Below are 12857 nucleotides of genomic sequence, written 5' to 3'. Positions count from 1 at the left end.
AGTATTACATTAAGATTATAGTAGCTTTTTTTCTGCCGGTTTTGAAAACAGTAATAACCCGGTAAACATCAGTAAACCATTTATTACCAGTAATTCCAATCCTATTTTATAATCGCCCAGTACCTTTGCCTGGTAAGTATCCAGGAAAAGACAGATCAGCGGTGCTGCCACGGCCAGCACCGGTACCACGGCATCATTCACCCTGCGCCGGGTAAGAATCCCGAAAGAGAATAATCCCAGCAACGGGCCATAGGTATAACTGGCCACCACAAGGATGACACTGATCATACTGGCGCTGTTGATATATTTAAACAGCAGCACGAACAGCAAAAAGATAAAGGACACCACCAGATGTACCTTCTGTCTGGTCTTTTTCTGCTGTGCTTCCGTAAGGTTGCCACGCTGGCGTATATCCAGTATATCTATACAGAAGGAAGAAGTTAATGCGGTGATAGCACCGTCTGCACTGGGGAACAGTGCGGAGATCAGTGCAATGATAAAGATGATGGACATATAGGCAGGCATATGCTCCAGCGCCAGTACAGGGAAGATCTTATCCCCTATGGCAGATACATGCAGGAAGTCGGCATACAGGTATAATAACCCACCCAGGAAAAGGAATAACAGAATAACCCCCAGCAACACGAATGACAGGGTTACCACATTCTTCTGTGCACCTTTCAGGGTCTTCACGGAGATGTTCTTCTGCATCATTTCCTGGTCCATGCCCGTCATGGTAATCGTAATGAACATCCCGCCTAAAATCTGTTTCAGGAAGAAGGACTTATCATCGGGATCGGTGAAAAATATCTGCGTCATATGCTTGTTGATCATAGCCGTAAAACTATCACCCAGACTAAGATTCATGGTATGCAGGATATAGATCACACAGATAACAAGGCCCAGCAGCATACAACTGGTTTGCATGGTATCCGTATATACGATAGTCTTTACACCACCTTCAAAAGTGTATAATAATATCATAATGAGGATGACCAGTGTAGTTACCCAGAAAGGGACATTAAACTGATTCATGATCGCTTCCTGCAGGATGTTTACTACCAGGTACAGGCGGGCAGTGGCCCCCAGCGTTCTTGATAATATAAAGAAAGAAGCACCTGTTTTATAAGAAGCTTTCCCGAAGCGGTCATTTAAATAATTATAGATAGAGGTAAGATGCAGCTTATAATATAAAGGCAGCAATACATAAGCGATCACCATGTATCCCAGGAAATATCCCAGCATTACCTGGAAATACGAGAAGGCTGTGGTGGCCACTCCACCCGGTACACTTACAAAGGTGACACCACTTAACGAAGTACCTACCATCCCAAATGCTACCAGCATCCAGTTACTGTTACGGTTGCCAATAAAGAAAGATTCATTACTGGAATTACGACCGGTATACCACGCTACCAGCAACAATACGGCAAAATAAATGATAACGATAGAAAACAGGAGGATTGGTGACATACTAGCTATTTGGTTGTTACAGTTATTAAAACTGCATAAAAACGCACATTCTTTCTTAAATGTAAATACAAAAACGCAGAAAAACTAAAAATATATGCAGAAAACCGAATAAAATCTTATTTTAGTACTGCTGCATATTCCACTAATTACAATCTTAAGTATGAAAACACTGCTCTTATGCTTGTTGTTTGCTTTTATTAATATTACTGCATCCGCCGACTGGATCCGTATTAACCAGATGGGCTATACTCCTGCTGGCAGTAAGGTAGCGGTATGGTGCAGTAAAGAACAAGATACATTAAAATATTTTGAGCTGATAGATGCGCGTACGCATAAAGTAGTGTACCATCATACGGCAGGTACTGCCTTTGGCGCATATGGACCATTCCGGCAAACTTACCGCCTGGACTTTTCTGCATTCCGGCAGCCGGGGCAATATTACCTGCAAACAAAGGTGATAAATGCCATGGGCACTACGACTACAGCCGGACTTAAGAGTTCGGCCATTGCTATGGGCATAACGGTATCCCCTGTGTTTACTATCAGCGACACCGTATATAAAGGGGCTGCGGATTTCTGCCTGCGCTATATGCGTCAGCAAAGAAGCGGGTTCAATCCTTTTTTAAAAGATTCCTGCCATACACACGATGGTTTTCCGGTTTACGGACCGGATAGCGTTTTTGTGCCGGTTTCAGGTGGATGGCATGATGCGTCTGACTATTTACAATATGTCACTACCTCTGCCAATGCTACCTGGCACCTGCTGGCAGCGTACCGCGATTTCCCGGGCGTTTTTACGGACAGCTTACAGGCAAATGGTCTCTCAGGCAACAACGGGATGGCAGACGTGCTGGATGAGGCTAAATGGGGCTTAGACTGGCTGATGAAAATGTACCCTGCGGATGACAGGATGTATAACCAGATCGGAGACGACAGGGATCACCAGGGTATGAGGATCCCTAAACAGGATACCAACTTTTATAATCACGGACTGGAACGCCCGGTTTATTTCTGCACAGGAACTCCACAGGGCTTATTGAAATATAAGAACAGGAGTACCGGTATTGCTTCTACTGCGGGAAAATTCAGCAGCTCCTTTGCACTGGGCTACCACCTGTTATCGCCATTACAACCGGCCTATGCGGATTCTCTGTTACACAAAGCCCGCGCGGCCTGGCAATTGGGAATAGCAAAACCAGGCGTTTGCCAGACAGCGCCGGGAAGATCTCCTTATTTCTATGAAGAAGACAATTATACAGATGATATGGAACTGGCAGCTGCGGCCCTGACCAATACTGCTGATGCGCTCTCCTTTGCCAGACAGGAACCTGTTACTCCCTGGCTGGGCAAAGACACCGCAAAACATTACCAGTGGTATCCTTTTATCAACGTAGGTCACTTTGAACTGGCCAGACAATTAAAAGGTCATAACAGGGATACCATTATCCAATATTATAGATCAGGCATCGAAAAAGTATGGAATAAAGCCTCCCACAACAGCTTCTACAGAGGTATCCCTTACATCTGGTGCAGTAACAACCTGACAGTCGCCTTCGCTATTCAATGTTACTGGTACCGCCAGTTAAGCGGTGACCAGACTTACATACAATTAGAGCAGGCCTGCTTCGACTGGATCTTTGGCTGCAATCCCTGGGGTACAGGCATGGTCTATGGATTACCCGCCAATGGTGATACGCCCTCAGATCCTCATTCTTCCTTATCACATTTAAAACATTATCCACTGGATGGCGGATTGGTTGATGGTCCCGTTTACACCAATATCTTCAGGAATCTCATAGGCATAAAATTAGAAGATGCAGATGAATATGCAGACTTCCAAAGCGATCTTGCCGTATATCACGACGACTTCGGAGATTACAGCACCAACGAGCCAACCATGGACGGTACCGCTGTAATGATTTACTTATTAGCTGCTAAAGAAGCAGAAGGAAAAACAATTACACAAGGTGCAATTACAAGAGCAGACAGCACCAAAAAAGAAATCGCATTAGTATTTACAGCGGATGAATTCGGAGATGGATTAACAACAATATCCAATACATTACAACAACAAAAAGTTAAAGCATCCTTCTTTTTCACAGGAAGGTTCTATAATACAAAAGCATATCAACTCCCTGTTAAAGCCCTGTATAAAGCCGGTCATTACCTGGGCCCTCATTCAGATAAACACCTGTTATACTGCGACTGGCAAAACCGGGATAGCCTGTTAGTGACACAACAGGAATTTGAAACAGACATGTCCCGGAATTTATCTAAAATGAAAAAATCAGGTATAGATACAACTGCTGTTAAATACTACATTCCTCCCTATGAATGGTGGAACAACGCTATCGCTACATGGTCTTATAAAATAGGGTTACAACTGGTAAACTTCACACCCGGCACGGGTAGCAATTCGGATTACACCTATCCCGGTATGAATAATTATAAAAGCAGTAAAGAGATTTATAACGGGATCATGCAATTTGATAAAAACAGAAAAGGGAATTTAAACGGAGTGATATTACTTATACATGCAGGTACTGATCCCAGAAGGACAGATAAGTTTTATAACAAACTCAATCAACTGATCAGCGAATTAAAAAAAGAAGGCTATCAGTTTAAAAAGATAAATGAGCTGGTAGGGAACTAATTCCTTACCTGCCCATTTCCTCTTATAAACCATTTCTCTGTTACCAGTTTTTCTAATGCAAATGGTCCGCGTGCATGCAACTTCTGAGTAGAGATACCAATCTCCGCACCTAGTCCAAACACGCCGCCATCTGTAAAACGGGTAGAGGCGTTGATATATACGGCTGCTGCATCTACTTCATTCAAAAACCGCTCACTGATAGCGGTGTCCGCAGATACAATAGCTTCAGAATGTTTGGAAGAATATTCCTGTATATGCTGCAAGGCTTCATCTGGCCCGGACACTACTTTCACGGAACATTTGAAGTCCAGGAACTCACGACCGAAATCTTCAGGAGCTGCATGTTGCAGTAAAGGATAATCCAGTTTTTTCAAAATAGCATATGCTGTTTCATCTGCAAAGATCTCTACATCATATGCTTTCAATGAAGGCGCTAATAAGGATAACAGCGCTTTCGCTACTTCTTTGTCCACCAGCACTGTATCCAGTGAATTACATACAGAAGGACGGGATACTTTTGCATTGGTAACAATAGCGCTGGCCATATTTAAATCTGCCGTCTTCTCCACATAAGTATGACAGACACCGGCCCCCGTTTCTATTACAGGCACACGGGAATTAGCACGTACATATTCTATCAGTTGCTGTGATCCGCGGGGAATAATGATATCAATATATTTCACCGCAGTAAGCATGTCTCCTATCAGCGCACGGTCTACCGGTAATAACTGTACAGCGTTTACATCTACATTAAACTCCCTTAATACATCCTGTATCAGGCTTACCAGTATGGTATTGGTAAAGAAGGCATCTGATCCTCCACGCAGTACACATACATTACCAGAGCGGATGCATAACGCAGCTACATCTAAAGTAACGTTTGGTCTTGATTCATAAATCACACCTACTACTCCCAGCGGAACAGTACGTTTCTGCACATGCAGCCCATTATCCAGCGTTCTTTCCAGCATGATCTGGTTAGCAGGATCAGGTAACAACGCTATCTCATTCAGGCTATCCGCCAGTTGTTTAATACGGGTTTCATTCAGCACCAGGCGATCCATTTTCGGGTCCTGTGCGGACATCTTCTCCACGTCTTTTCTGTTCTCGGCCACAATAGCAGCCGTATTCTCCACTACATGCACGGCCAGCCGCTGCAACAACTGCTGCTTCTGCTGATCAGGCAATCCCTTTACTGAACGGGTGGCTGCCTGTGCCTGTTCCAATAAACCCTGTATAGATTCCATGTTACTTTTTTCGTACTACTATAACAATACAATATCATCTGCATGTGCAATCTCTAAATTCTGCACTTTCCCATCTTCAGTTAAAATCTCTGAAGATACTTTCGCACGTGCCACGGCAATCACATTATGCTCTTCATCCACTATTTCAAACACCTCTCCGCATTCAAATTTCTCTAACACCGTCAACACACCTACTGCCAGCAAGCTACGCCTTTTCTGCAAGGCAGTAAGGGCACCTTCGTCTACCAGCACCCTGCCGGTTACCAGGCTGCCACTGGCCAGCCATTTTTTACGGGCGGGCATACTGCACTCCTGCGGTAAACACAGGGTACCCGTTTTCTCTTCGATCGCGTTGATAATACCATCAGGCGTATGAATGCCAAAGATCACCACTTTAATGCCCATGCGGGTGGCCAGACGGGCAAAGGTGAGTTTGGAGACCATACCACCTAACCCAAGACTTGATTTCTTTGTATCTGCCAGTGATAAGATGCTTTCATCGATCTGTTGTATCAGCGGCACTACCTTACCATCCTTATCCAATACCCCACCTACTGAAGTACTGAACAGCAATATAGATGCACCAAAGCCCACCGCGATCAGGGTAGCCAGTTCATCGTTATCGGAGAATTTCAGCTCCAGATCACTGACTACGTCATTTTCATTAGCTACCGGAATTACGCCGCTCTCCCACAACTCTTCATATGTTTTCTTTAACTGCAGGAATTGCGCACGGTTGCTGAAATGTCTGCGCTCGCACAAACTTTGGGCAATCGCGATATCGTAAGGTGCAAAATACCGTGCGTATTTACTCAGCAGCAAGGGGTTACCGATGGCTGCTGCGGCTTTACGCTCGCTGATAGTGCCGTTATAGTGCTTCAGGTATTTCTTGCCGGCGGCTACCGCTCCCGAAGACACCAGCACAATATTGTACTCCTGCTGCAAATCCGCTGCCTGCCTGGCTATAGATGCCAGTATCGTCTCATCCAGCTCACCATTTTCATGTGTAATAGATGCCGTCCCAAATTTTATAACTACAATCGGTTTGTTCACTGTTCACTGAATTTGCTGCCAAAATATTGAAAAAACAGCGTTTTTTCATGAAAAACACTATATAATAATCAATAAGAAAGCAATATTTTTAGTAGTAATTAAAATACAGCGCAAATCGTATGGTAATTTTAAATATCAGAACAGCAGTAATTGTAGTTAGTACCACGTTATTAAGCCTTGTTGTAAAGGCACAGGAATATTCCTGGTGGAACCCCGCCACTAACAGTTTCCCGGCTATAGAAGGCCAGGCATGGCCCAAAGAAGTGGGCTTGCCTTACGACCGCCTGCCGGCACGGGCGGAGAAAACCGTACAAACGAACGTATGGAACATTTCTCACCAGACAGCAGGACTGTCTATCCGTTTCAGAACACCTGCCAAAGAGATCATCGTCCGGTACACCGTATCCGGTAAATTCGAAATGCCCCATATGCCGGCTACTGGCGTTAGCGGGGTTGACCTCTACGCCATAGATCCCAACGGGGCCTGGAAATGGGCTTCCGGCAGGTACACCTTTGGCGATACGATCACCTATAAATTCTCCAATCTCAGCGACGAAGCAAGGGAATACCGGCTTTACCTGCCGTTGTACAACAATGTAAAGTGGATGCAAATAGGCGTACCGGGTAATACAGCAGTAGTTCCCCTGCAAACACGCAAAGAGAAACCTATCGTAGTATATGGTACTTCCATTGCCCAGGGTGGCTGTGCTTCACGTCCCGGCCTTGCCTGGACTAACCTGCTCGACAGGCAAATGGACAGACAGGTGATCGACCTGGGTTTTTCCGGCAATGGTAAACTGGAACCTCCGGTAACTGCGCTCGTATCTGAAATAGATGCGAAAGTGTATGTCTTGGATTGCCTGCCCAATATCAGTGAACTACCGCCTGCAGAAATACAGGAACGCGTCATTACAGCGGTTCATACACTTCGTAAGAAAAGAACGGCTCCTATATTACTCGCAGCAAATTCGGCAGCCTCTCTGCAATCACTCAATGGGAATGCGAGTAATGCTATCGCCAATAAAGCCCTGCAGGATGCTTACGAAAAGCTGCAATCAGAAGGCGTTAAAGAAGTATACATTTTAAACGCGGCCCAGATCAACTTCGACCTGTCTGCTACTGTAGATGGTGTTCATCCCGGTGATGCCGGTATGCTGGAATATACAAAAGCGTATGAAACCAGTCTGCGTAACATCTTACACGAACCTACCGGCACTATCAACACCACTATCCCCTGCCGCCAGTACCGGGAATTACACCGTTATGATTGGGACGCACGTCACAATGAACTCCTGACCATGAACGCTGCCAAAGCACCTAAAACAGTACTGATGGGTAACTCTATCACCCACTTCTGGGGAGGATTGCCCGCTGCTCCTATCGCAAGAGGCGCTGATTCATGGAAAGAAGTGATGGACCCTGTTGGCGCCAGGAACTTCGGTTTTGGATGGGACAGGGTGGAAAACGTATTATGGCGTGTATATCATGATGAACTGGATGGCTACAATGCGAATAAAGTGTATATCGCCATCGGCACCAATAACCTGGACATGAATACGGATGAAGAGATTATCACAGGATTAAGGGCTTTAGTAAAAGCCATCCGTCAGCGTCAGCCAAAAGCAGGTATATTACTCAGTGGTATACTGCCCCGCCTGAACATGGAGAAAAGAATAGTGGGTATTAACCAGGGCATTATGCAGATGGCAGGAGAGGAACAGGTGCAGTTCATTAACCCGGGAACAGTGTTGTTAAAACCTGATGCTACCATAGATGCCTCCCTGTTTACGGACGGATTACATCCCAATGAAACAGGCTACAACAAACTGGCGCATTTCCTGCAACCTTACCTGCAATAAGGGAATGCCCCCAAAGGGTCTAAACTTGTAGCAAATCAAAAGCTCCCATAGGAGTTCCCTGTTTGCAACAAAACATAATAGGCTCCTGCCGGAGCCTGTTATCGAGTACTTTTAATTGGTTTTTGGGTTACTCCTGCAATAAATTACTCTAATTTAAAATCCATTTAAACTCTTTTACCCAACGGTGACACTGGAAACCATATCGGGCCTGTATCTCATTAAATTTCGTTTATTTTTGACCGTCACAAAATCCGAACGCTTAAAATCACTTTAGACAATGGGTGTACGTTTCGCTTACCACCTTTCACTCTTTACCTTCATTGCATTATACGCAAATGCACAGGAGAAAAACCTGGTGCCATATGTAAAGCCTATCATCGGTACAGAAAAAATGGGACATACCTATCCCGGCGCTACCGTTCCTTTCGGTATGGTGCAACTGAGTCCTGAAACCGATACCATTCCCTACGAAGAGAATGGACACTATAACCCGGACGTATACAAATACTGCGCAGGTTATCAGTATGCAGATAAAACCATCACCGGCTTCAGTCATACCCACTTAAGCGGTACCGGTCACTCTGATCTGGGAGATTTCCTGATCATGCCTACCACTGGTAAACTGATGTTAAACCCCGGCACCGCTGCTCATCCTGAAAGCGGTTACCGTTCAACTTTCTCTCACGATAACGAAGTGGCAGAAGCGGATTACTACAAAGTAAAACTCGATAAGTATAATATCACTGCCGAGTTGACGGCCAGTAACCGCGTGGGTTTCCACCAGTACACATTTGCAGAGGCTACAGACCAGGCGCATATTGTACTGGACCTGATGGCAGGTATCTACAACTACGGTAACAAAGATGTGTGGACATTCGTAAGAGTAGAAAACGATACACTGATCACCGGTTACCGGCAGACTAACGGCTGGGCACGTACGCGTGTGGAATACTTCGCGATGTCTTTCTCCAAACCATTCTATCAGTATGGTCATCAGACCTATGCCAACGATGTATACAGAGGCTTCTGGCGCAAGTTTGATATCAATCATAACTTCCCGGAAATGGCAGGCCGGCAGGTCCGCGCCTGGTTCGACTTTAAAGCCACTGCAGGTGAAAAGATCAAGATCAAATTTGCCCTCTCTCCTGTAAGTACGGAAGGTGCATTGAAAAATCTGCGTAGTGAAATACCAGGATGGGATTTTGAAAAAGTGAAAGCTGATGGTCAGGCACAATGGAACAAAGAACTGCATAAGATCAATGCACAACTGAACAGCGAAGATGAAATGGTAAACTTCTACACTGCCATGTATCACGCATTCATCAGTCCTACTACCTATATGGACGTAGATGGCGGCTACCGTGGCCTGGACCAGAACAATCACAAAGCTGAAGGGTTCACCAATTATACTACTTTCTCTCTCTGGGATACTTACCGTGCATTACATCCGCTGTTCAATATCATACAGCCTAAACGTAATGCAGATATGATACAATCAATGGTAGCACACTACGATCAGAGCGTACAGCATATGCTGCCGGTATGGTCGCACTACGCCAATGAAAACTGGTGTATGATCGGCTACCACAGCGTATCTGTCATTGCTGATGCAGTAGTGAAAGGCAATGCTCCGTTTGATGCCGGTAAAGCGCTGGAAGCCTGTGTAACCACTGCCCGTCACCGTAGTTATGATGGACTGGGTTACTACATAGACAAAGGTTATGTGCCTGAAGATAAAAGCGGTGCTTCTGTTTCCAAAACACTGGAATATGCTTATGACGACTGGTGTATCGCACAGATGGCAAAGAAGCTGAACAGACAGGATATTTACGATGAGTTCATCAAACGTTCAAAGAACTACAGTAACGTATATGATGCAGCCAGCGGATATATGCGTCCCCGTTTGGATAACGGCACTTTCCGTAAGGAGTTCGATCCGCTGAAAACAGACAACCAGGGCTTCATTGAAGGGAATGCATGGAACTACAGTTTGTATGTACCACAGTATCCTGCAGAAATGATTGAACTGCGCGGCGGTAAAAAGAGCTTCTCCAAACACCTGGATTCCCTGTTCACCATGCATCTGCCGGACGAATTCTTCGCAGAAACAGAAGACATTACCCGCGATGGTATCATTGGTAACTATGTACACGGTAACGAGCCCTCCCATCATGCGGCTTATCTGTACAACTGGACCGGCGAACCATGGAAAACACAGGAAAGAGTGCGTATGATCCTGAAAAAGATGTACCGTCCATCCTCAGACGGATTAGGTGGTAATGACGACTGTGGCCAGATGAGTGCCTGGTATATCTTCACTTCCCTGGGCTTTTATCCTGTTTGTCCTGGTTCCGATCAGTACATCCTGGGCAGCCCTGCCGTAAAGGAAGCGACTTTAACACTGGAAAACGGCAAAACCTTTACCATAGAGGCTCCCGGACAAAGTGACAAGAACGTATATGTACAGAAAGTAACGTTGAACGGCCAGCCTGTAACGACGAATTCCATCACACATGCAGATATCATGAATGGCGGAAAACTGGTTTTCTATATGGGAGCCAAGCCAAAAAAATAAGTAAATACCAGGCTACGCAGAAGGTCAGCAGCGAATGGTTCATCCCATTTGTTGCTGACCTTCTGAGTTTTATGTGTACATTTATATATACTAACGTGTATATATGAAACCCACACCGCAACAGCACAGTTTCAGGTTTAACCACCTGGGCATTGGTGATATACAGCTGGGCAAAAGACCGGAACAACTATACGGCATGTTACCCTTTGATCATTTCATGGGTAGGCATACCTTCGACGTCTTTCCTGCCACTTCCCTTTACCATGTATTTGACGGCGATCTGAAATGCACCATAGAAAGCAGGGACACAGGTTTAGAGCTGCGTCACCTGTTTGCATCTACGAACGAAGAAGGCTTTATCAACCGCATTTTTCTTTATCCGAGAGAAGTGAACAAACACCTTGTCAGCAGGCTCAGTCAACTTTACGGAGAGCCTGAAATCTGTAAATCCACTGTTGCAGGAAAGCTGGTTGGGACCCAAAGCCTATGGGTTACAGAAGGCGAAACAGAAGTCTCTCTCTTCAGTCCTGTATACGAAACTTCCATCAACACTGTCATCTCTTTCCGCTTCTTCTACGACGTTCCTGCACTGAAAGATTACCTCATTGCTGTGAGTATATAGCAAAAGAAAAGGCCTGCTAAAAAGCAGGCCAGTTATGGTACTTTGGGGGGGACAATACAATTATAGGGTTTTCAAAGGGTACAATATTTTAAATCAGCATTCAGGCTTATTGCCTGCATCAATATTATTAAAAATATAGTTGCTGTAGTGCGGTGAGAAAAGTAAACGGACTGGACAAACGTAAACGGCAATATGCAAGTTACAACATCTTATTTGGGTCAAAACAGCCAAAACCCCTGTGCCTCATGGTAATAGCGTCATTTCAGCATGTAAATAATTGATAATTAATCCTCAGATCACAGGTTAGCAGGTGGAAAAAACCGGCAATAAATCAAGAGGAAATGTAGCTCTATGTGACAACAAACTGCGTGAATCACGGTATGTATTATCCCGGTATTTCACGGTAGGTTTTAGTCGCTCATTATAAAACACACGTGCGGGTATCATTATTCCGTCCAGGCTTGTCAGAAAATAGGATATCCTTCTCAGAATATTAATTTATGCCGATAAAATACGGCAAAATAGTACCGTTATTTACGCAGTTTTTTATTCATATTTACATGAATATTTATCAGGAAAGACCGGTTTTTAGATTAAAGAAAATTATATATGAACTGATTAGCTAGTAATTATGAATTTATCATGTTTGTAATGTTATGATTATTAATAACTTAGGGTAATTTATGTCCTCACATTAAATGTAGTTTTAGATTGTTAATGAGATCTAAAAACCTAAATTAATATCTTATGTCTGCCATTAAAATCATGAAAGCCGGTCAGTTTGTGAATGATAAGCATGTTACAATGCTGCGCGATAATTATAAAGAAAACAGGTGGAAAGCTAACTCCGAACGCCTGGGCAAAATGGATTCCCTGAGCGTATGGTATAGCCTTGAAGAGCTGAAGCAATACATAGAAACGGCTGAAACAGCTGGTGCAGATGGTATAAGGGTTTACTTTGGTGTGTATCCTTCTTCTTTCCCTGAAAACATCCTGCTGGAAGACAGACAAACAATTGTTTTTGTTGCTACCCAGCAGAAAACGAGCCAAACCGGTAAAACCGAAAATAAAGATCTGTATGTTTCTACACCTAAAGGAGCTGAGATCATAGCCTTTAATTATGGACTTCCTTGCCCTCCTGCGTGTGGCCCAGATGTAAAATCAACACCAAAACTCGCTCAAAAAGAAACCATCAATATATAAACATTTGCCCCATTTATATAAATGTCATCTAAACTGCCGGATACATATCCGGCAGTTTATTTTTAAACAAAAATTATTTAACCCCCAGTTTTCTTAATTTGCCATCCACTATAAATATCCTTGTGTCAGTGCTAAATAGTTGTTTTCAATATTCATCGTTCTGTGTAGGCCT

8 protein-coding genes are annotated in these 12857 nt (G+C 44.3%); 5 read left to right on the top strand and 3 right to left on the bottom strand.

From position 1 onward, the window contains the following. Positions 1–15 precede the first annotated feature (15 nt). A complete protein-coding gene (locus GO495_RS02595) occupies positions 16–1473 on the bottom strand; it encodes a sodium:solute symporter (protein ID WP_157298139.1) in 1458 nt (485 codons plus the stop codon). A gap of 160 nt (positions 1474–1633) precedes the next feature. Between GO495_RS02595 and GO495_RS02590 the strand changes: the two genes are divergently transcribed. After that, positions 1634–4126 (top strand): bifunctional glycoside hydrolase family 9 protein/polysaccharide deacetylase, encoded by a 2493-nt coding sequence (locus GO495_RS02590; protein WP_157298138.1) that lies wholly within the window; start codon positions 1634–1636, stop codon positions 4124–4126. Here the strand turns inward: GO495_RS02590 and GO495_RS02585 are convergent. Then, positions 4123–5373, bottom strand: coding sequence for a glutamate-5-semialdehyde dehydrogenase (locus GO495_RS02585; RefSeq protein WP_157298137.1), 1251 nt, complete (start codon positions 5371–5373; stop codon positions 4123–4125). The genes GO495_RS02590 and GO495_RS02585 overlap by 4 nt on opposite strands. Before the next feature lie 18 nt (positions 5374–5391). Then, positions 5392–6426 carry a glutamate 5-kinase gene (gene proB / locus GO495_RS02580; RefSeq protein WP_338075344.1) on the bottom strand — a complete coding sequence of 345 codons (1035 nt, stop codon included), beginning with the start codon at positions 6424–6426 and terminating at the stop codon, positions 5392–5394. Between the two features lie 119 nt (positions 6427–6545). On the opposite strand from proB, the gene GO495_RS02575 reads away from it, so the two are divergent. From GO495_RS02575 to GO495_RS02560, 4 genes are all read left to right on the top strand, one after another. Further along, entirely contained in the window at positions 6546–8285 is a 1740-nt protein-coding gene (locus GO495_RS02575) for an SGNH/GDSL hydrolase family protein (protein ID WP_157298136.1), read from the top strand. Positions 8286–8562: 277 nt separating this feature from the next. Continuing rightward, a complete protein-coding gene (locus tag GO495_RS02570; protein WP_157298135.1) occupies positions 8563–10860 on the top strand; it encodes a GH92 family glycosyl hydrolase in 2298 nt (765 codons plus the stop codon). 103 nt (positions 10861–10963) lie between these two features. Further along, positions 10964–11482 (top strand): hypothetical protein, encoded by a 519-nt coding sequence (locus GO495_RS02565; RefSeq protein WP_157298134.1) that lies wholly within the window; start codon positions 10964–10966, stop codon positions 11480–11482. A 747-nt stretch (positions 11483–12229) separates the two neighbouring features. Beyond that, complete coding sequence (locus tag GO495_RS02560) at positions 12230–12685, top strand: hypothetical protein (protein WP_157298133.1); 456 nt, start codon at positions 12230–12232, stop codon at positions 12683–12685. Positions 12686–12857 lie beyond the last annotated feature (172 nt).

The organism is Chitinophaga oryziterrae (genome assembly GCF_009758125.1).
In the GTDB taxonomy this organism is placed as follows: domain Bacteria; phylum Bacteroidota; class Bacteroidia; order Chitinophagales; family Chitinophagaceae; genus Chitinophaga; species Chitinophaga oryziterrae.
Note: the sequence above shows the minus strand (reverse complement) of the source record. Positions and strands in the feature narration are given on the sequence as shown.